General features: G+C 35.4%; 22 protein-coding genes and 1 pseudogene. 7 read left to right on the top strand and 16 right to left on the bottom strand.

What is annotated here, in order from left to right; translation table 11 throughout:
- Positions 1-22: 22 nt before the first annotated feature.
- The gene (locus CD036_RS03775) at positions 23-1,102 is read right to left on the bottom strand and encodes a Gfo/Idh/MocA family protein (RefSeq protein WP_103388026.1); all 1,080 of its coding nucleotides are present in this window, start codon (positions 1,100-1,102) and stop codon (positions 23-25) included.
- Between the two features lie 225 nt (positions 1,103-1,327).
- On the opposite strand from CD036_RS03775, the gene CD036_RS03770 reads away from it, so the two are divergent.
- Complete coding sequence (locus tag CD036_RS03770) at positions 1,328-2,086, top strand: MurR/RpiR family transcriptional regulator (protein WP_002510785.1); 759 nt, start codon at positions 1,328-1,330, stop codon at positions 2,084-2,086.
- 105 nt (positions 2,087-2,191) lie between these two features.
- Here CD036_RS03770 and CD036_RS03765 read toward each other — a convergent pair whose 3' ends face one another.
- The 5 genes from CD036_RS03765 to pta all read right to left on the bottom strand — a co-directional run bounded on the left by CD036_RS03765 (position 2,192) and on the right by pta (position 7,424).
- Positions 2,192-3,274, bottom strand: coding sequence for a phosphomevalonate kinase (locus CD036_RS03765; protein ID WP_002510784.1), 1,083 nt, complete (start codon positions 3,272-3,274; stop codon positions 2,192-2,194).
- A 12-nt stretch (positions 3,275-3,286) separates the two neighbouring features.
- On the bottom strand, positions 3,287-4,270 hold the full coding sequence (gene mvaD / locus CD036_RS03760; RefSeq protein WP_002510783.1) for a diphosphomevalonate decarboxylase: 984 nt from the start codon (positions 4,268-4,270) through the stop codon (positions 3,287-3,289).
- Between the two features lie 4 nt (positions 4,271-4,274).
- Positions 4,275-5,198, bottom strand: a complete 924-nt coding sequence (gene mvk, locus CD036_RS03755; RefSeq protein ID WP_021459202.1) for a mevalonate kinase — start codon at positions 5,196-5,198, stop codon at positions 4,275-4,277.
- Positions 5,199-5,595: 397 nt separating this feature from the next.
- The gene (locus CD036_RS03750) at positions 5,596-6,435 is read right to left on the bottom strand and encodes a lipoate--protein ligase family protein (RefSeq protein ID WP_002510781.1); all 840 of its coding nucleotides are present in this window, start codon (positions 6,433-6,435) and stop codon (positions 5,596-5,598) included.
- Positions 6,435-7,424, bottom strand: a complete 990-nt coding sequence (gene pta, locus CD036_RS03745; protein ID WP_103388025.1) for a phosphate acetyltransferase — start codon at positions 7,422-7,424, stop codon at positions 6,435-6,437. Before pta ends, CD036_RS03750 begins: the two co-directional genes overlap by 1 nt.
- A 172-nt stretch (positions 7,425-7,596) precedes the next feature.
- On the opposite strand from pta, the gene hemQ reads away from it, so the two are divergent.
- From hemQ to CD036_RS03730, 3 genes are all read left to right on the top strand, one after another.
- Positions 7,597-8,346 carry a hydrogen peroxide-dependent heme synthase gene (hemQ, locus tag CD036_RS03740; RefSeq protein ID WP_002510779.1) on the top strand — a complete coding sequence of 250 codons (750 nt, stop codon included), beginning with the start codon at positions 7,597-7,599 and terminating at the stop codon, positions 8,344-8,346.
- A gap of 451 nt (positions 8,347-8,797) precedes the next feature.
- Positions 8,798-9,568, top strand: a complete 771-nt coding sequence (locus CD036_RS03735; protein WP_037580256.1) for a threonine/serine exporter family protein — start codon at positions 8,798-8,800, stop codon at positions 9,566-9,568.
- 11 nt (positions 9,569-9,579) lie between these two features.
- Positions 9,580-10,032, top strand: a complete 453-nt coding sequence (locus CD036_RS03730; protein WP_002510777.1) for a threonine/serine exporter family protein — start codon at positions 9,580-9,582, stop codon at positions 10,030-10,032.
- 82 nt (positions 10,033-10,114) lie between these two features.
- Here the strand turns inward: CD036_RS03730 and CD036_RS03725 are convergent, their stop codons facing one another.
- The 4 genes from CD036_RS03725 to CD036_RS03710 form a co-directional block, all read right to left on the bottom strand.
- Entirely contained in the window at positions 10,115-11,596 is a 1,482-nt protein-coding gene (locus CD036_RS03725; RefSeq protein WP_103388024.1) for an APC family permease, read from the bottom strand.
- Positions 11,597-11,659: 63 nt separating this feature from the next.
- Positions 11,660-12,022, bottom strand: a complete 363-nt coding sequence (locus CD036_RS03720; protein WP_002510775.1) for a DUF423 domain-containing protein — start codon at positions 12,020-12,022, stop codon at positions 11,660-11,662.
- A 24-nt stretch (positions 12,023-12,046) separates the two neighbouring features.
- Positions 12,047-12,409, bottom strand: a complete 363-nt coding sequence (locus tag CD036_RS03715) for a DUF5327 family protein (RefSeq protein WP_103388185.1) — start codon at positions 12,407-12,409, stop codon at positions 12,047-12,049.
- A gap of 5 nt (positions 12,410-12,414) precedes the next feature.
- A complete protein-coding gene (locus CD036_RS03710; protein WP_103388023.1) occupies positions 12,415-13,086 on the bottom strand; it encodes a uracil-DNA glycosylase in 672 nt (223 codons plus the stop codon).
- 222 nt (positions 13,087-13,308) lie between these two features.
- Here CD036_RS03710 and CD036_RS03705 point away from each other — a divergent pair, with 222 nt between their 5' ends.
- The 3 genes from CD036_RS03705 to vraX all read left to right on the top strand — a co-directional run bounded on the left by CD036_RS03705 (position 13,309) and on the right by vraX (position 16,252).
- Positions 13,309-14,298 (top strand): choloylglycine hydrolase family protein, encoded by a 990-nt coding sequence (locus CD036_RS03705; RefSeq protein ID WP_103388022.1) that lies wholly within the window; start codon positions 13,309-13,311, stop codon positions 14,296-14,298.
- Between the two features lie 110 nt (positions 14,299-14,408).
- Complete coding sequence (gene thiD, locus CD036_RS03700; RefSeq protein WP_021459209.1) at positions 14,409-15,239, top strand: bifunctional hydroxymethylpyrimidine kinase/phosphomethylpyrimidine kinase; 831 nt, start codon at positions 14,409-14,411, stop codon at positions 15,237-15,239.
- A gap of 842 nt (positions 15,240-16,081) precedes the next feature.
- Positions 16,082-16,252: a C1q-binding complement inhibitor VraX gene (vraX, locus tag CD036_RS13125; RefSeq protein WP_002510771.1), complete on the top strand. Its 171-nt coding sequence runs from the start codon at positions 16,082-16,084 to the stop codon at positions 16,250-16,252.
- A gap of 446 nt (positions 16,253-16,698) precedes the next feature.
- On the opposite strand, the gene CD036_RS03695 is transcribed toward vraX, so the two are convergent.
- The 6 genes and pseudogenes from CD036_RS03695 to CD036_RS13370 form a co-directional block, all read right to left on the bottom strand.
- Complete coding sequence (locus CD036_RS03695; protein WP_021459288.1) at positions 16,699-18,099, bottom strand: MFS transporter; 1,401 nt, start codon at positions 18,097-18,099, stop codon at positions 16,699-16,701.
- Between the two features lie 158 nt (positions 18,100-18,257).
- A complete protein-coding gene (locus tag CD036_RS03690; RefSeq protein WP_021459287.1) occupies positions 18,258-18,530 on the bottom strand; it encodes a hypothetical protein in 273 nt (90 codons plus the stop codon).
- The gene (locus CD036_RS03685; RefSeq protein ID WP_103388021.1) at positions 18,517-18,903 is read right to left on the bottom strand and encodes a VraC family protein; all 387 of its coding nucleotides are present in this window, start codon (positions 18,901-18,903) and stop codon (positions 18,517-18,519) included. Before CD036_RS03685 ends, CD036_RS03690 begins: the two co-directional genes overlap by 14 nt.
- A complete protein-coding gene (locus tag CD036_RS03680; protein ID WP_103388020.1) occupies positions 18,878-20,017 on the bottom strand; it encodes a thiolase family protein in 1,140 nt (379 codons plus the stop codon). The genes CD036_RS03685 and CD036_RS03680 overlap by 26 nt, the downstream gene beginning before the upstream one ends.
- Entirely contained in the window at positions 20,014-21,375 is a 1,362-nt protein-coding gene (locus CD036_RS03675) for an AMP-binding protein (RefSeq protein ID WP_002510766.1), read from the bottom strand. Before CD036_RS03675 ends, CD036_RS03680 begins: the two co-directional genes overlap by 4 nt.
- A gap of 335 nt (positions 21,376-21,710) precedes the next feature.
- A pseudogene (locus tag CD036_RS13370) lies at positions 21,711-21,789 on the bottom strand (6-phospho-3-hexuloisomerase); the annotation flags it as partial.

Here is a 21,789-nt window from a genome sequence, read left to right as displayed (position 1 = left end):
TTAATCACTCCTCAACTGAAATTTACTTATTGAAATACACTGCTTGACCACTTTGCGCAGATTGATAAATAGCTTCTAAAATTTGAGTAACAACTAGTGCTTCTTGTGGGTCAACTACTGGTTTTGTATCATTCAATATCGCATCAATCCAAGCTCTTGCCTCTACTTCTGCTTCATCTTCATCTTCGCCTTCATAAAAAGCAACACCTTCATTATCTAATGCAATATGCTTCGTATAGAGTTTGCCCATGTCTTCTCCGTGAATACGTAAGCCATCTTTCATATCAGCACCACCTTCAGTACCTGATAATGCACATTTTGCTTCGTCTTCATCTAAAGTGTTCAATGCCCAACTTGATTCTAAAATGATAGTAGCTCCATTAGTCATCTTAATATAACCAAATGCAGAATCTTCGACTGTAAATGCTTCAGGGTCCCAAGAATCCCAAGCATTAGCTGCATTTGCTTTTTGTCCTAGCTTATGAAAAATTGATCCCATAACCGATTCCGGTTCATAATTATCCATCATCCATAAAGTCAAATCTAAAGCATGTGTTCCAATATCGATGAGTGGTCCTCCACCTTGTTGTTGCTCATCTAAAAATACTCCCCAAGTTGGTACAGCACGACGGCGAATAGCTTGTGCCTTACCTAAATAAATTTCTCCTAAATCACCACGTTGCGTCACTTGACGTAAATACTGACTATCTGTTCTAAAACGGTTTTGATAACCAATTGTCAGCTTTTTGTTATTTCGTTTCGCAGCAGCAATCATATCTTTGGCCTCTGCAGTCGTTTTGGCCATTGGTTTCTCACACATCACATGTTTACCAGCGTCCAATGCTGCAACTGTTATATCTCTATGTGAACTATTCGGAGTACAAACATGAATAACATCAATAGAATTATCTGCTAATAGTTCACGATAATCTGTATAAACACGTGCTTCTTCACTGCCATAGTTATTAGCTGCATCTGTTGCGCGCGCTTGTTCAAGGTCACAAAAAGCTGTTAACCTCACTTCGTCAATAGCTTGTAGACTAGGTAAATGTTTACCATTTGCAATACCACCACAACCAATAATACCAACATTCAATTTCATGTATCTCATCCTTTCACCCTTTTAAGGAAGCGTTTTCATTTTAAGTTATTAAAAAACACAAATGACAATCATTTATGTTGCTATAAAATATTATGTTTGCATTAATCGTAATATAAAAGCTTCATATGACCAATAATTTTGACGTATTTAGAATTTATGTATTAATATTAGAATATATTTCCAAGTAGCGAAAAATTTTCCATGTTAGGTGTGAAATAATCTTTTATGATACTCGATCCTCTGATTAACAAACATTATGATGCTTTAAACGACAACGACTTACATATCATTAACGTTATTCATCAACATATTGACGAAATGGTAACAATGAAAATTCAAGATTTAAGTCACCTTACGCACACATCTATCTCAACCATTCATCGACTAGTAAAAAAATTAGGATTTGAAGGCTACAGTGATTTTAAATTTCATATTAAAATGGAACAACAACAAGCTGTACCCAAGCAACTGGTACATGCACATGCCGTTATGGAGGATGTCCAACGTACTGTGGAACATTTAGAAATGTTAGATTATACAGTGTTAAATCAACGTATTGATCAAGCTGAAATTATTTATATTTTTGGTACAGGCATGGCGCAACAAAATGTCGCCCGAGATGCCCAACGCCATATGCTCTCCATTTCCAAACGTGTTATTATCTTGAATGATGAAAGTGAATTGTTGTTAGCAATCGATCAAATGCGCGATACCGACTTACTTTTTATTATTTCGCTATCAGGCGCAACAAAACATATTGAATATCCAGTACAATTATTAAAAACACGCAACTTACCATACGTATCTATTACAACATTACAAGATAACTTTATAGCACAACATGCTATTTTTAACATTTATGTGAGCACTACGCCAATTACTTTTTTCAACCATAAACAATATTATAGCTTTACACCCTATTATGTAATTTTTGATTATATCGTGCGTACGTACCATGATTATAAAATTGCTCAAGATACATAAAAATGAGCTTGTTAGGTCAAAAGTAGTTGGTTTGATCTAGCAAGCTCATTTCAGTATATTCTATTACTTTTTAGTTTACGTGTTTAGACAATGTTTTATCGTCTACTATTGCCCATGATAAACATTAAATTCTAAAGGAATAACTTCATGTGATTTCCACTCTTTATAGATATGCTTTTTATTACTATCACTATTTATAATACTAATACCACAATCTCCACCGCCAGCGCCGGATGTTTTAGCGGCCCCGCCATGCTTTTCTGCAATTTCACATAGTGTTTTTAAATGTGGCGTTTCAATATCAATCGTCGCTTCATTATCCATTTGTTGAATGATTTTACGATTATGACGAATCATTTGTTGTACACCTTTAATATGGTTAGTTTTAAACGCATGTATGAGTTTTTCCACACAGGTATGAGATTGCTCTAAAAACTTGCCATAAAAAGTCGGATCTGCTTTTAGCCTTTTCACTTCACTCACTAAATGATGTGATGAAGCAGGCGAACCTGTCCATCCAATTAACACTTCCATATTTTCTGGTGCTTGCAATGGCTCAATATGTAACCCTGGCCAGTTTTTATTTAACACCTCATTGACAGAAGTATCTTCAATTTGTTGCATCACCCATTCGTGATCAAAAGTGCTATAGGCTAACCAACCTGTATACACACTCACTGCAATATCGCCACATGAACTTAGGCTTTGTAATTTCATATTAGCAATGACTGCTAATTTATAAATATATAAATTAGACAATTGCATATCATAAAACTCATTTAATGCTTTTATCACAGAAACTAAAACTGCTGCACTCGAACCTAGTCCATATTTATGACCAGATGCATCATCTAAATTACTATCAATAGTTAAATTAAAATGCTTTAAACTAATATCGTTACTACGTACATATTGCTCAAATACCTCAATCGCAGTAATTACATATTTTAGTTGTTTCGCAGCATGTAAATCTGACACTGCAATTTTGTCTTCTCGTCGCTGAAATGTCACTGGTTCATGATGTAATGTTTTAGAATGTATCGTACCTTGTGTTGCTAACGATGTTGTATCTTCAATAGAAGCTGTCACAAAACGATCTACTGCAATCAATACAGACTTATAGCCAGGTTCTGTAACTGCGTATTCTCCTGCAATATAGAGCTTTCCTGGTGCTTTTACTTGAATCATTTTATCTCTTCCTTATTCTATAATTTCTACTCCTGAACGCGTGATGTCACTTGCGATGATTTGGTGTGGTTCGAAATGTTGGTGTAATTGTTCAATTACATGAGCTTGATTATGTTTTTCCACTAAAATTTTAACATTAGGTCCTGCATCCATTGTGAAATAACATGGATAGCCTAATTCACGGCATTGATGAACCACTTCCATAGCTTGATAGCTTTCAGGCACTAAGTAAGTAAACGGGGGTTGCGCACCTAAATTGGTTGCATGCATTCGTAAGCCATTGGCTTCAATGACTTCACCAAGACCCTTAAAGTCCTTGCGTGATATCGCTTCTTTAACAGCTGCTATATCTTCATCTACATGGTCTAACCAATATTGATAAAACCTTGATGTATCACGTGTTAATGACATACCTGCACGGCTTGATACTTTTTTGGATTTATTATTGATAACAACAAAAATCATCGCTAGGTCATCTTCCCAACGATCGGCATCAATAGGAAAACTATATGATGTTGTATCATCGTACCCTTTTTCCCATTCAACGAAGCCTCCAAATATGCTACGAGATGCTGAACCTGAACCTCTACGCGCTAAACGCGACAGCTCTTTATCAGACCAACCTAATTGTAACGCTTCATTACATGCTGACGCTAAAGCTGCATACGCACTAGCAGATGAGGCTAAACCAGCTGCAGTAGGTACAAAATTTTCACTTTCAATATAGCTATACAAAGTAGTATTCGTCTTTGCTCTCAACATATCCATAAATCGAGTGATTTTTTTACTTTCTGCCGCATTAACAGTTTCACCATTTAACACTAAAGTATCCTCTGTATAAGATTCACTAAATGTCACTTTCGTTTCAGTATAAAACCGCTCTAGAGATACTGATAAACTATTATTCATAGGTAAAATTAAATCTTCATCTGCTTTTCCCCAATATTTTATCAATGCAATATTTGTATGTGCGCGTGCTTTACCGCTTTTAACCACCTTGTTAACCTCCTAAATTTTCAATCCATGTATGCTGCGCTCCAAGCTTTTGAGCGCTTTGTTCAATTTTTTTAGCAATTTCAAGCGTTTTTGCTAGTACTATCATACTGCCACCTCTACCACTGCCAGTCAGCTTACCTGCAACCGCGCCTAGCTTGTTGCTTTCTTCTAAAATTGTTTCAATTTTTTCATGACTTACAGTTAATAGTTTCAAATATTTTTGACACCAGTTAAATGCAGGTGCTAATTTTTCAAATTGGTGTTGTTCAATAGCGTTACGTGCATCATAAACTAGTTTACCAATTTCTTTAATATATTGCAGATATTTTTCCTCAGAAGCACACAATCTATGAACATCTTCTACAGATTGTTTGGTTGAACCTAAAATACCGGTATCAATTACAACCATATAGCCATCTAGGTCTAATGGCTTTAATGTCGTAACACTACCTTGTTTGAACCATACAGGTTTGTTTGACACAATGGTTTGGGCATCTATACCACTTGGTTTGCCATGTGCAATTTGTTCAGACCAATTCGTTTCTGCAATTAACGTTTCATCAGAAAGTGGTTGCTTGATAAAATCATAACTCGCACGTACAAATGCAACCGCAAAAGCAGCACTTGAACCTAACCCTCTTGAAGGTGGCAAATTTGTTTCAGTTGTTATTTTAATTGGTTGTGTCACGTTATGACGTTCAATAAATCTTGTAACCACTGCCTTTAAATGTTCTGGTGCTTCCGCTAGCGAGCCTCTGTAGACATCACTATCAATTTCTGAAGTTGCATGTTGTTCTAGTGAAACTATTGTTGCCTTTACTTTTCCAGAAGTAAATGGAATGGCAATTGCTGGTTGACCAAAAGTAACTGCATGCTCACCAATTAATATCACTTTTCCATTTGCTTCCCCATATCCATATTGTGCCATTTTCTCAATCACCTTTAGATTATTGTTAATTTTCATTCAGTATTTCTCTTTTACTACAGTTCTACTAGGAAGCATGTTTGAAATTTCCACTCCATAAACAGCATTGAATTAGCAGCACTATGGTTGTCTTTGGTGAAAATCAATACTCACTCATCCAAAATTAACACCTGCTACTAATTCATAACCATACTTCTCCATTATAATGCGCAATTATATTATATTCAAAAAGTTACGCTATTTTCTGGTTTTTTATTTTTCAGAAATACTACACTTTTACTATATTACTTTTTTAATTTCTATAATTCAACAAAAAGAAAAAGGTACACTAAACAATCGTGTCCAGTGTACCTTACTACAGCACCGTTTAAGTTAATTTTATTAAAATTACAAAATAATCTTATATATCCATTCGATTATTTAATTTTTCATTACGTGCAATCATTTTGTCAAAGTAGCCATCATAACGTTCCCATTCTGTTTCAGTAATGGGTTCCATATTTAAACGGGCACCTAAATCTTTCATTGCATATAACAATTGGAACATTACGTCTTGGACTGTGATTTCTCTATTCAACAAAGTCTCAAGTGATGCCATATAGTTTGGCTCAATATTAGGATATTTAAATTTTGTTGATTCGCCTTTCAATGCGCGTTCATAAAATGTTTTCATCATTTCAGCGCGTTCAGCTCCAGAACCTTCGACACACAAATAAATTTGTACAGCTATTCCACCACGTACGCGACGTTGTGAAATGCCAGCAAATTTTTTGCCGTTAATACTCAAATCAAATTTACCTGGACAATAAGATTGCGTTATTTCGTGTGTTTCAATTTCTACACCTTCATCTTCGAACATCTTAGCAATCAATAAATACATAACTGTAAAAGCTTCATCTATTGTAGTTTCAGTTTTACCTTTAAATATTAATGAAATATTCAAAATGCCTTGGTCTAAAACTACACCCAGACCACCTGAATTTCTCACAATCGCATTATAACCTTGTTCCTCAGTTAAAAATCTAATGCCATCATGCAAATAAGGTAGTCGTGAATCATGAATTCCTAAAATAACGGTATGCTGATGTACCCACGTACGTACCACATTTGGTGAATCATCATTACCTACACTTTCACAAAAAGTATCATCAAACGCAAAAGATTGCATTGGCGCTAAACCAGAAGAATGATCAATATAACGCCAATCTATACTATTAAAATATTTACTTGCTAAGTCCATTATTGTAGTGCTTGAGCTGCAGTAATGATTGAAAGATTATAAACGTCTTCAGTTGAACAGCCTCGAGATAAGTCATTAACTGGAGAGTTTAAACCTTGTAAAACAGGTCCAACTGCATCAAATCCACCTAAACGTTGTGCAATTTTATAACCAATATTACCCGCTTCTAAACTTGGGAAAATAAAGACATTTGCATCGCCTTGAATTTGAGCACCTGGTGCTTTTTTCTTCGCAACTTCAGGAACAATCGCTGCGTCAAATTGGAATTCGCCATCAACAATAACATCTTCTAATTGTGCTTCAGCAATTTTTTCTTGTGCTAATTCAACTGCAGTTGAAACTTTTTCAACATCATCTGATTTAGCAGAACCTTTAGTTGAGAAGCTTAACATTGCCACACGTGGTGACATACCAAATGATTGTGCTGATTTTGCACTCTCTACAGCAATTTCAGCTAAATCTTGTGCTTCTAATGTAGGATTAATTGCACAGTCACCAAAAATATACTGTTGATCATCTTTAATCATAAAGAAGATACCAGATGTTTTAGATACTCCAGGCTTTGTCTTGATGATTTGTAATGCAGGTCTAACTGTATCACCCGTAGAATGTGCAGCCCCACTCACTAGACCTTGAGCTTTACCAGTGTATACAAGCATAGTACCGAAATAGTTCACGTTTTGTAACATTTCTTGTGCTTGTTCTTCAGTTGCTTTACCTTTACGACGTTCTACAAATGCTTCTACTAATTCTTGTTTTAAGTCACTTGTTGCTGGATCGATTAATTCTATTTGAGCAATGTCGAAACCTTTATCTGCTGCTAAAGCTTTTACATTTGCTTCATTTCCTAATAATACTGGTGTCACATAATCTGTTGCTTGTAATTCTACCGCAGCAGCTAACACACGCTCATCTTCACCTTCTGGCAGAACGATTCTGACATTTTTCCCTGAAAGTTTTTCTTGTAATACATCTAATAAAGACATAATAGCCTCCTTGAAATTTTGAGTATAGTTTATAGTGATTTTCCTTTGTCATTATACGTTATTTTGCGATAGAATTCCATGTCACCAATTTGTAAACATTTACTTATGTTATCAAGATACCTTTATGATAGAATTTTCAGTGAGGTATTAAGTATTTTATAAAGGAGCGATTTAAATGCCACAAGCACCTGAAACATTAGATGGATGGTACAGTTTACATTTATTTTATGCAATAGATTGGACTACATTACGTCTATTACCATCTGAAGAACGTCAAGCGATGGTAGATGAATTACAATCTTTTTTAACAACACACGAAGCAGCACGTACAAATAATGTAGGCGACCATGCGCTTTATAATATTACTGGTCAAAAAGCAGACCTATTACTATGGGTACTACGCCCTGAATTAAAAATGTTAAATGCTATTGAAAATGACTTTAATAAATTAAAAATAGCAGATTATTTAATTCCAACTTATTCATATGTTTCCATCATTGAACTTGGTAATTATTTAGCTGGTAAATCTGATGAAGATCCATATGAAAACCCACATATTAAACCACGTTTATATCCAGAACTACCACATGCCGAGTACATTTGCTTCTATCCTATGGATAAACGTCGTAACGAAACATATAACTGGTATATGTTGCCATTAGAAAAACGTCAAGAGTTAATGTATGCACATGGTAAAATCGGCCGTCAATACGCAGGTAAAATCAAACAATTTATTACTGGTTCAGTAGGATTGGATGATTACGAATGGGGCGTAACATTATTCGCAGATGACCCATTGCAATTTAAAAAAATCGTTTATGAAATGCGCTTTGATGAAACAACAGCACGCTATGGTGATTTTGGTAGCTTTTATGTTGGTCATATCCTACCGACATCTGAGCTTGCAACATTCTTTAAACTATAACAACACCACTACTGTTCGTTGTTAGCAGGCTAAACACGTAATTTTTGTACATCAAGTGTAGCGACACAATTTAACTGAGTAAATGCTCAATGTTAGGTTGGCTACACTTATGTATAAAGAAAATAGTAAAATTTCAAATATAAAAAAGCACACTTGTGAGCAAACAAGTGTGCTTTCTGTAGTGTGTCTAGGAGAACATTAATCACCACTTAATAATTAACTGCTGTTTATATTGTCGCTACTCAATATATCAGTAACAGTTAACTATTATTAGTTTATCCGAAATATAAATCGCGCAAACATAAAGTCGCAAAATACATGCTGCACAATATATTTTTTATCTTAATACGACTCCTAACAAAACAAAACACTCATTCCATGTTACAATAAACGAAATTAATCTTACTTAAAAAGCCCAACGCTAAAGAATAAACTATAACTTGGTGATGATATGACAAACATACAATACAATGAAACCTATGAAGAAAAGTTAACAAAAGATGTAATCCTCTTAGCAGGACGTATATTATTAGAATCCGGAGCGGAAGGCACACGCGTCGAAGATACTATGACACGTATTGCCAATCAGTTGGGATATCATGAAAGTAATAGTTTTGTTACTAATACAGTAATCAATTTTATGTTGCACAATGAAACTTATCCTAGAGTCTTTCGTATTAAATCTCGAGACACTAATTTATTCCGTATTTCACGTACTAATGGTGTTTCACGTAGATTAATAGCTGGTTCTCTGTCTTTAGAGGAAGCTTATACTGAATTAGAACAAATCTATACTGAACAAAGTATTCAACATGATTTAGTATTCAAATTTATTGCAGCAAGCATCGTGTCACTGAGCTTTTTATATTTACAAGATGGCAAACTCATAGACATTTTGACTGCCCTACTTGCCGGCTCATTTGGTTACTTAGTTACAGAAATACTAAGCCGTAAATTACATACACATTTTATTCCTGAATTTATGGGCGCTCTAGTTATCGGCTTTATAGCCGTCACAGGCCATAACCTTATACCAGGAGGTTCTGTTGAAACTATTATCATTGCGTCTGTTATGCCAATAGTGCCCGGAGTCCTAATTACCAATTCAATACAAGATTTGTTTGGTGGGCATATGCTGATGTTTATTACTAAGTCTTTAGAGGCTTTAGTTACAGCCTTTGGCATTGGTGCAGGTGTTGGGACAATCTTAATTATTTTTTAGGGGTGCTGATTATGTTTTGGATCTTAAATTTAATTTTTAGCTATTTAGCAGCATTATTTTTTGGTGTCATCTTTGATGTCCCCAAACGGTTATATCATACAACAGGTATCGTTGGTGCATGCGGTTGGATCGTTTACACTATCTTTTATGATACTTTAGAGTTCCATACCATTTATTCAAATTTCTTTGGCGGTTTAGCACTCGGTTTATTAAGTCATGTAATGGCCCGATATAAAAAAGAACCAGTTATTTTATTTATGGTGCCTGGCATCATCCCTCTCGTACCAGGTGGATTAGCTTTTGATGCTACTAAGAATTTAATTCTTATTCAATTTAGTAAAGCAATTAATACAATGCTAGAGGTCACATTAATCGCTGGTGCTATTGCCTTAGGCTTACTCTTTGCAGATCAAATTTCTAAACTAATCATTACTGGAACAAAACGAACGATACGCAAAATCTAAAGCCCCTATAGTATTGCACCTCAATTAAAATATAATTACGCATTAAAAAGACTGTCGACAGTTGCCGACAGTCTTTTTTTAGTTATTTTGATTCTTGTGTTGACGTATTCACTATTTCATCTACATCTTTCGCGGATTGATTTAAGATCATTTGACTTAAATAATCATTATTAATACGTTTTAATTTCGGATAACGGAAAACAAAGAATCCTAATCCTATAATCGCCCATACACCTAATGCTATATATGAAGGTGTTGATAATGCCGCTGGTGAACCGGGTACTAATAATAACAATAAGAAAATAAATGATACGATTGAGCCTAAAATCGCAAAGGTCTTGTATATTGGACCATACGTATTGCTCGCTTTATTATAGCTAAATAATTTGGCCGCAGATAAACATGTAATAAAATAAGCAATTGACACGCCAGTCGATGACATATCAACAATCCACGTCAATGCCGTACGTCCTAACCATGGTGCAATTAACGTAATAGCTACTAAAAAGATAATAGCTACATATGGTGTCTTGTATCGACGGTGTAATTTACTAAATACTGTAGGCATGATACCTGAGCGCCCCATTGAAAAGAGCAAGCGACTAGAACTCATTAAAAAGCCATTCAATCCAGTAAAAATCCCCATGATAATAGCAATTGCTAAGATTGCTAAACCTATGTGACCGAACGCCTCACGTGTCACCGCACCTGTTAACCATAAATTACCATTTACACTACTTGCATTCGTACTCAACCAACCTGTAAACAAGAGCATTACGACATAAGTTAACGCCGAAGCTAATAAACTATACACAATTAGTTTAAATGTTTTGTTAGGTGAAAAATCAAATTCTTCTGCAGTTTGTGGAATATTGTCAAAACCAACATAAGCCCACGGAGCAACTGCTACAATCATTATAATCGACGTAAACCATCCTTCTGACTTATTAGCCAGTGGCTGTAAATTGTCTAATGAAAAATTACTACCAAAAAATGAGCCGAAAAATAATAATAATACAGTTATTACTAATGCCACACAAAAATAATATTGTAACGAGCCTGACACGCTAGCTCCTTTAATTGCAATGCCCATAAATACTAATAATAATACAGATGCGATTATTATTTCAGTAATATAAACATCCCAACCTGCAATGGTATACAATTTACCTACTTCTAATACGCCAGGCATTAAAAATTTAATTAATAAGCTAAATGCTGTGGCATTTAACGCAACCACACATATGTAACCAAATGTGAGGAACCATGATGAAAAGAAACTCACATAACGTCCAAAACCTAAAAAACTAAATGCAAATGCTCCACCAGATACCGGAAAACGTTCCACTAACGCTCCATAACTGACGGCGATTAAAATCATCAACAGCGCACCTATAGTAATACCGATAGCCGCTGCTATAGGGCCAGACTGACCAATCCAGTCTCCAGGGAGTATAAATGCTCCCCAGCCAATACATGAGCCATATGCAATCGCCCATACAAATTTTTCAGAGAGATTTTGTTTCAAATCTCCCCTATCTATTTCTACATTTTTTCTACTCATTTAAAAAACTCACCTCATGGAGTGTATTATACCCATAAGACGAGCTTTTTTAACATAAAAAAATTATAATTTAATTGTTGCAATGACTAACATTAACCAGCCTGCGATAAATAACAAACCACCAATAGGTGTAATAGCGCCTAGAATTTTAATTTGAGTTAACGCTAAAATATAAAGTGAACCACTGAAAAATACAATGCCTAAGAATATTAACCAGCCTGCCCAGTTTACATTAATTGAAGTTGTACCACTTAATATACCTAAAACTAATAAGCCTAGACCATGGTACATTTGGTATGTTGTAGCTTTTTCCCATACAGACATATATTTATCAGAGAGTTTTCCCTCTAAACCATGTGCGCCAAATGCACCTGTACCTACTGCCATCAAAGCATTCAAGGCACCTAAAATAATAAACACTTTCATCATTTTGCTCTCCATCCTTTTCTATTAAAAATCAAAAATAGACTCACCATTACCAATTTCATCATCCGTAGTTAATCTATTACTGTCCAAACTTGTTGGGCTAGCTTTGTGTTGTTGCATTGACTGTGACACTTTACCACCCATAGCTTTAATTTCCGCTGCAGATACTTGTTTTTTTGACTGATCACTTGGTATCTGTGTGGAGACACTAGAACTCACTTCAGATGCTAATGGATAAGACGTAGTATGTTGCTTAGTTGATGTTGTATATAACGAAGTCAAAGTATGAATTGCATACATATGCTTTTCAAACTCTGTTTCGTTACTTGCCTCTTCAGCTTGTAGTAATTCATTTTCAATAAGTTGAATCATTTTATCTTTATTCATCATTATCACTCACCTTCACACCAACGAATTGGTTGAATACCTTTAGATTTTAAATAAGCATTGGCTGTCGAATATGGTTTAGAACCAAAGAAACCTCTATACGCAGAAAGCGGACTCGGATGAGGCGCTTTAATGACTTTATGTTTTGAGGTATCGATAAGCTTAACTTTATCCTGTGCAGGCTTTCCCCATAAGATAAAAACCACATCTGAGCACTGTTCTGACACTGTTTGGATAATCTCATTGGTAAATAGCTCCCAACCAATATTTCTATGTGAATGTGCTTCACCAGCACGTACTGTCAATACAGTGTTTAATAATAAGACACCTTCTTTTGCCCAGTCTTGCAAGTGTGGTGACGTACGCTCACACCCTATATCATCTGCCAGTTCCTTGTACATATTTCTTAATGATGGTGGAAACTTAGCATTAGGCTGTACAGAAAAAGCTAAACCATGTGCTTGATTGGGTCCATGATAAGGATCCTGTCCTAAGATAACTACTTTCACTTTATCCAATGGTGTTAAATCAAATGCTTGATATATATTTTCACGCTCTGGATAAACCGTTTGCGTCGAATATTCTTGTTCTAAAAAATCATGCATAGCCTTAAAGTCATGACGTGTTGTAATATCATGAAATACCTCTGACCATTCCATACTGTTCACCTCACGCATCATCATAACATATAGCAAAAAGTTACGTTACTACAATAATACCATCATACACTATGGTGAGTAAGCAATGAAATAACGGTAAGTACACAAATTCAACAATTTTGCGAACCTCTCCACTTTGTTAACTTTCACAAAGAAATAGTTAACGATATTAATTGCATTACTTCTTCTCATTCGTTTATGCTAATGACAAATGCTATCTTCATCAAGGGAGTGATTCATATGTGTACAGGTTTTTCGTTATTCACTAACAAACAACATCATTACTTAGCAAGAACTATGGATTTTGCGTTTGAATTTAATAGTGTACCTATAGCCGTTCCTAGAAATTATCATTACCAATTTGATTTAGAGGAAGCGACTAAACTCAACTATGGTTTTATCGGTACGGGGGTTAAAGTAGGACGTTATCGTTTCGGCGATGGTATAAATGAACATGGACTTAGTGTCTCTAATCATTATTTTACAGGAGAAGCGAGTTACGCTACGGAGAAAGAACAAGGCTTTATTAACCTAGCCCCTGAAGAATTTATCGTCTGGGTATTAGGATTCGTTAAAGATATTGCCGACTTAAAATATAAAGCCGCTCGTCTCAATATTATGAACATTAAAAATCCAGCATTAGATGTAGTACCTCCATTACATTTCCTTATTACAGATCGACATGGCTACACTGTTGCAGTCGAACCCCATGATGGCAAATTAATTGTCAAAGACAATTACGTCAATGTACTAACAAATGCACCTAATTTAGAGTGGCACATTGAAAATTTACGTAACTATCCTTTTTTAACACCAACAAAACATCAACCCAAAGTAACGGGAAAAGTGTTAATTCGACCAATGGGCGTAGAGGGTGGCACAGCCGGACTACCTGGTGGCTATACATCTACTGAACGTTTTGTCCGTGCCTCATACTTACGTAATAATTTAGAAGATGCACAAGATGAAACTACGAATATTACAAATTGCTTTAAAGTGTTAGATGCTGTAAGTATTCCTCGTGGTGCTGTAATCGATGCACAGGAAACGCATTACACACAATATCAATTAGTGTTAGATAGTAAGACCAAAACATATTATATTAAACCTTATTATAATAATACTTTATTCCAAATCACGTTAACTGAAGCTCTGCTTTCTGCTGCTGATTTAACATATTTCCCTCTCGAAAATACTTTTTCAACAGTCTCACTAAATGACAATGACTAGGTGTCAAAATGACATCTAGTTTGTTGCCGGAGTTTAAGTATTAGTATTTTGCATATTTGCTAAACATGATATGATATAGATAAATTATTTTTGGGAGTGAACAATTTATAATGGCACTAAAAAAAACGTTAACAATTGCAGGTTCTGACACAAGTGCCGGAGCTGGTATGCAAGCTGATTTAAAAACTTTTCAAGAATTACAAACGTATGGCATAGTTGCTTTAACTTCTATCGTTACTATGGATAAGGCCACTTGGTCACATGACGTAACACCAATCCCATTTGACGTCTTTGAAAAACAACTAGAAACTGCCATTTCAATTGGACCTGACGCTGTAAAAACAGGTATGTTAGGCACGGAAGAAATCATTAAGCGTGCTGGTGAAGCTTATGTACAATCTGGTGCAGATTACTTTGTAGTTGATCCAGTAATGGTATGTAAGGGTGAAGATGAAGTACTTAACCCGGGAAATACAGATGCTATGATTGAATACCTATTACCTAAGGCAACTGTTGTAACACCTAACTTATTTGAAGCAGGACAGTTATCACAATTAGGCAAATTAACGTCTATAGCCGACATGAAAAAAGCAGCACAAATCATTCATGACCAAGGTGCACAACACGTTATCATTAAAGGTGGAAAAGCCTTAGATCAAGATAAATCATATGATTTATACTATGATGGCGAGCAGTATTATCAACTCACAACCCCTATGTTCCAACAAAGTTACAATCACGGTGCAGGATGTACATTTGCTGCCGCAACAACAGCTTACCTAGCAAATGGTAAATCACCAAAAGAAGCAGTAATCGCTGCAAAAGCATTTGTTGCTTCCGCTATTAAAAACGGTTGGAAAATGAATCAATTTGTCGGTCCAGTCGATCACGGTGCACATAACCGTGTCGAACATATCGATGTAGAAGTAACAGAAGTATAATTCATCGTCATAAAATAACTAAATAACATACACATGAATATCTCTGACTAAAAAACATCAATTTCTATTGTAAGATATAGTAATTGATGTTTTCTTTAGTTTTATGAAAATTTGTTGATTGCTAAACTACTGCCCTTCCTATATTCAATGTCATTAAGACAAACACAAGTTCTTGTTTAACTTTTATGTTTTCGAAGATCCTTATATTTGATTAACCAAATATAAATTGTACCGATTTTGAAACGTGCTGACGCCCGGGGAAATAGTATGCGTGAGAGACTACAGGCTCGATCCATACCCCAGGCAAGCATGCACGGTCAAAATCGATTGTTTTTTAATAACAAAGTACATGTTGTATCGATTTTGTATCATGTTGATGCCCGAGGAAATAGTACGAGTGAGAGACTACAGGCTCGAACCATCCCCCTAGTCAAGCATGCACAGTCAAAATCGAATATTTAAAATGGACATTTATATCCTAATCTCATCTTAAATCACTGTTCACTATGCAACTTAACAACCCACTCCTCTTAACTTACATAATAATAAAGTCGTAGGATAAGTTAATACACAAGACTCATGCATGCGGTTATACCCTGTAATATAATAAAATTGTAGCGAACAAAGGAGGTAAGTTTCATTAGTAATCTACAAGTTAGGTTAACTAACGCTAGTATCCCAATTGTACAAAAACGCTACAAACACATTAAAACAATAGAACATAAACTTTACATTTTAAACTTAGACGATAGTCGTAGTATAAATTGATACCCTAGCCCCATGAAAATCAAATCATATTACGATACCATATTAAGTGTAGAGAGCAAAGGAGGTATTACATCATGATTATTTATAGACAAGCTTTTGACAATGGTAATCCAATTTATGAAATTATTACTAAAACCTTCAAAACCATTACAGTAAAATGTGATGAACATTTTAGTAATAATGAATTATACAAATTACTCTCTCTACTAGAGCACGATGTTGATAACATGAAACTAAGTTATTAACACTTCACACCTTAGAACAACAAAATACTGTACCAAGACTTAAAAGATTGAACATAAAATTACTCCCCAAAAAGTATGAATAAAGTCGTATTTAAAGTACTTGCTAAGCTGTCCCCTTACGCATGATACTTTTAAACACACAACCCTAAAAACTCACTTTTAAGCGGCGATAAAGCAGTTAGATTAAAGATTGTCCCCTTTAATAACCTGGAGAGCACCTCGAGGTTTACTAACTCAATCGTCGCTTTTAGTATGTAAAAAAGGGAGTGGGACAGAAATCTGATTTTGAAAAAATGATTTCGTCGTCCCACCCCGGCAAGGATGACTAGCGTTGAAAAAAGCTTGGTTTAAAGCGCATTTTCAATGCAGTCAGCTACTGCCAATATTAAAAGAGGTTGGAACAAATCAATATTGTCCCAACCTCTTTTAATAATGCCGAAAATAAATTATACTCGTTTATCTTTCGTCCACCACAATGCTTTATCCGGATTTTCAACAAAATAATCATAATCTTCTTGATTGTCGACATTTGGATACGAACCTTTAAGTGATTTATGTGATGTACTAACATGTAATAAACCTACAACTAAAATCCCCACAATACTCATCGCCATTAAATAGTATGCTGGTGATAATGGATCGCCCGTTTTCGCTACTAAAGAAGATGCGATTAATGGCGTCGTACCACCAAATAACGAAACAGAGACGTTAAATGTTACAGCTAATGTACGATAACGAATATGTGTGTAGAACATTGTCGGTAATGAACCAGGCATCGTTGCTTCATATGTTGATAGGAAAAATCCTAAAATGAACACACCGATCACAATAAATGCAATATGTTCTAATTGCATTAGTGAGAATGCAAATACACTTGTCAATGTTAACCCGATTAACCCAATTAAAAAGACCTTTTTCTCTCCAACTTTATCAGCTAATCGTCCAAACATTAAAGCTAACGGTATCATAAATGCCATTACTAGTGTGATAATGACTGATACTGTTCCACTCTCCATTTTAATTGTACCTTGCAAATACGATGGTAAATATGACGTTACCATGTAATTTGTACAGTTGAAGAATGCCACTGCCACAAAGCAGACAATAATATCTTTATAGTAATAACGTATAATCGTATAGAAACGAATGGTGTCACGTTTTGGTTGTTTTTGAATGTCATTTTCATATACTGGTGATTCTTCTAGTTTTCTACGTAAATAGAAACCAAAAATACCGAAGAATAATCCTAAGATAAATGGAATTCTCCAACCCCATGTTGCCATTTGCTCATCATTTAACGCATAAAATAAAATTGCTGTAATTACTGAAGCACAAATGTACCCTGATAATGTCCCAACTTCTAGGCCACTACCTAAAGTATTTCGCTTTTTATCTGGAGAAGATTCAGCTACATACACCATTGCACCTGCATATTCTCCACCGGTTGAGAATCCTTGCAAAATACGAGCAACTAATAATAATATCGGTGCCCAAATTCCAATTTGATCATATGTAGGTAGTATACCTATTAACAATGTAGAAAATGCCATCATGATAATAGTTGTTGTTAATACTACTTTACGTCCGTACTTATCACCAATGATACCAAAGATAATGCCTCCTACTGGTCTCAGTAAGAACGCAATAGCGAAGGTTGCAAAAGTGAAAATTAATTTTAATTGGTCATTTTCAACTGAGCTGAAAAAGTTTTGACTAATGATGACTGCCAAGTAGGAATAAAGACCAAAATCAAACCATTCCATAGCATTGCCAAGGCCAGTAGCAAAAACAGTTTTTTTCGCTTTCTTGGCATTGACCATGTTTATTTCGTTTTTATCAAAATCCATTGAACATGTCACTCCTTTAACATGTTATAACATTATACGTAGTTAAAATTTTTTGTCAAATTTTAACAAAAATTATTTATTTAATTTTTAATAATCATACAATAGTCAGTTTTTTAGCATTTGTAATAATTATTTTTAAAATTAAGAAACGCATAACTTTATAGTTCATCGTTTTTAGTTAAGATTACTTTCTTTACCCCATTATCCGCATTCGAAACTATAATACAGGAGTCTGACAAGTCGCTTATGGTAATTTGTTCATTTATTTCAATCGGTTCAACGTATTTTATTTTAAAGTATTGCCAAGTTATATTGCACTCTGCAAAGACTATTTCTACCACTAATTGTCCAGGTACAATATCCTGATGTATGGGATTAGGGTCATTCACTAACGTTAAATATTGTTGCAACATCTCCTCAGAAATTTGCATTTTCAGACCTCCATTCTATGAACTGTTGTGTTATGGCTAGACACAATGAATGGTGTTCAAAAATTTCTAAAACAAATGTATATTTCGTATATTTTTTAAGTTGTTTAATATTTTTACATGTTAATTTAGCTTGATATGTCATATCACAGTTTAATTTATGATGTTGTGTTAAGTCAGTGCTGACAAGTGCAATACTACGGTCTTTAAATATTTGAAATAGCTTAAAATTTTGCCACACCCGAGCACATAGTAAAGGTGGTACTTCATCTGTTGCACCGTGTTTCATTTGGCATAAGTCTTTATAGTCTGTTACAAGTTGCTGGGAAAAATAAATGGATTGCCATTCGCTACCAACGTTCGAAGAGTATTGCATTACCCATGCCACCTCCAATCCCCATCGTTGCAATAGATTTACGCGCTGCCGTCATATAGAATAAGCGCGTCACAAGTGCAGCACCACTGGCGCCATACGGGTGACCGATTGCAATGGCTCCTCCATATTTATTTAACTGTTGCGGTGTAATATGTAACTGTTGTTGACTTGCAATTACTTGAGAAGCAAAGGCTTCGTTTAATTCTATGGCATCAATATCTTCTATAGTTAATTGTTGACGCTCCAATAATTGTTGCACTGCTGGGAATGGTCCAATACCCAACAGTTGAGGGTCGACCCCAGTTGTACGACCATCAACAAAACGTAAGCCGGTAGTATAACCGTAACGTTGTGCAGTTTTCGCCTCCATAATCAACAGCATGACTGCCCCATCATTTTTCATACAACAATTACCAACTGTAACAGTACCATCAGGCAATATTGAACGTAAGCGTGATAATTTTTTCAATGTTAATTTAGGCTTGATGCTTTCATCTAGTGCAACCTCTGCTCCTTTAACTGTTAAAGGAATTATTTCCTGGGACATAACCCCTTGTTGATGCGCTAATAGAGATTTTCTATGACTCTCATGGGCATATTTGTCTTGTGCTTCTCGCGACACATGATAAGTACGTGCCACATTTTCTGCTGCTTGAATCATAGATGGGTCTTGACCCTCTGGTGCAAAAGCAGCACGTTCATAAAATTCAGGTAATTTTGTATCATAGACGGATTGTGGTCTTTTAATTTTCCACGGTGCCCGACTTGTACTTTCGACACCACCAGCAATATAAATTTCGCCTGCGCCAGCTTGAATCATTCTACATGCATGCATGATTGCCTCCAAACCAGAACCACATTGTCTATCAAGCGTGACCCCTGGTATCGAGTGCGCTAATCCTGCTTCTAGCAATGATTTTCGTGCAATGTTACCACCATTTCCAACAACATTACCTAAAATAATATCATCCACACCGGCCAAACTATCAGAGTGTTGTAATTTAAAGTGATCATATAAAGTCATCAATAAATCTTCCGGCTCAAGGTGCTTCAAAACACCGCCATATTTACCAAATGGTGTACGCTTAGCTGCTACTATAACTGCTTGTTTCATCCCTTAAACTCTCCTTTTAAATAACGTTCCTTCATATGTGCACGTGCTATTTTACCGCTATGGGTATATGTCATTTTAGGTACTTTTACTACTTTAGATGGCACTTGATAACGTGCCAAATGCGTAATCAAATGACTTTTCATTGCTGTATATGAGATTTCACTTGATCCGGTATAAAGTAAAATAGCCAGTTCACCTAATTGTGCATGCGGACGACTAATAATCACAGCTTCTTCAATATCTGGATGTAACACTACTGCTTTTTCAATTTCCATAGGATAAACATTTTTGCCTCCGATAATCAGGCGATCATTTTCTCTACCATGTAAAAATAAATATTGATGAGTATCTAAATGAGCATAATCACCAATAGTAATCCACTCTTTAGTAGGTGTGCTTGCATCGACATAACCATCAAAGACCATGTCGCTGTTTACATACAACAAACCTATGCCCTCATTATCAGGTTCGACAATCTGGACTTTTACATTTGGAAATACTTTGCCAACGGATTGTGCTGGCGCACTATTATCAATGTTATAACTAATAAAACTAGCCTCTGAAGAACCAAAAAATTCTATCAGTGTTGCCTGACTAAATAATTGCTGAATGCGTGTTCTCAACGCAATATGTAATTTGTCACCTGTACTAAAAATATAGTGCAGGTATGGTATATGTGCGTAGTAATTAACTAATTGTTGGAGCATCGTTGGCACTCCCATAAATGCGAAAGTACCATCGTTCTGTTGCATGTTCCGTATACACTGTTGTGCTTCGAAGTGTTGTTGCCCAATAAATGTTCTACCAGTATATAAGGCAAACACACACGCATATAATGATAGTGAATGCGCAAGCGGTCCTGGAGCTACAATAACTTCAATGGGGTGAACCATTAATGCCTCATTTTGTTTATACGATGCAATCCAAGAGTTTTCACCACGATAATAAGCTTTAGGGATACCTGTCGTTCCTGAAGTAAATCCAATATGTAATAAATCAGTCACCTGTTGTACATGGTTATATTTGTGTTTTTCTGTTAATACGCCATCATCGTTAAGTTGATAATTAATATGATAATGTGCACAAATCTCTCTTAATTTGGCATCAGGCCATCTAAAATCACATACACACGGAACGCCACCCTTTAGTAATACCGCAAAATAGGCAATCATCGTAGCTAATGGATTCGTCATCGTCAAGGCAACACGTTGCCCATCGCTAATACTATCTAACATATCCGCTTGTTCTTTGATAGCGTGACACAGTTCCTCATACGTGACACAGTTAGCATCAAATATCAAAGCTTTTTTGTCAGGTTGAGTTTGTGCGAAATACTGTATATTGCTCCAAACTTTCATCTTTTCACCTTCACCCCTTTGTTAACCTATATATTTTATATATTAACATTTATAAGCTAACAACGTATATGGCATTACAGTAGTAACCTTAACCCAATTTATCCTATAAAAATAGCTAACATACCTTTTAAAATGGTAAAGATATGTTAGCTCAAATCGTTTATCAACTCTCATGTGGTGAACAATCCCACTTCTCCTTCAACAATAAACAATCTTATTATTTAGGGAAGCGCGAAAATACTGTGACAATATAACATTGTCTCCACGTTTGAAATTTATCGAAGATAGAAAAAAGTCTGAAACAGCTTACTGTTCCAGACTTTTTATTATTACTATTATTCTAAATTAGCGTGGTTCTGTTGCATTGTTTCTTCATCAACGTTTATCTCAGTCATTAAATCTAAAACAATACTA

Origin of the sequence: Staphylococcus arlettae (assembly GCF_002902345.1) — a bacterium.
In the GTDB taxonomy this organism is placed as follows: Bacteria; Bacillota; Bacilli; order Staphylococcales; family Staphylococcaceae; genus Staphylococcus; species Staphylococcus arlettae.
This window is presented reverse-complemented; position numbering and strand designations above follow the sequence as displayed.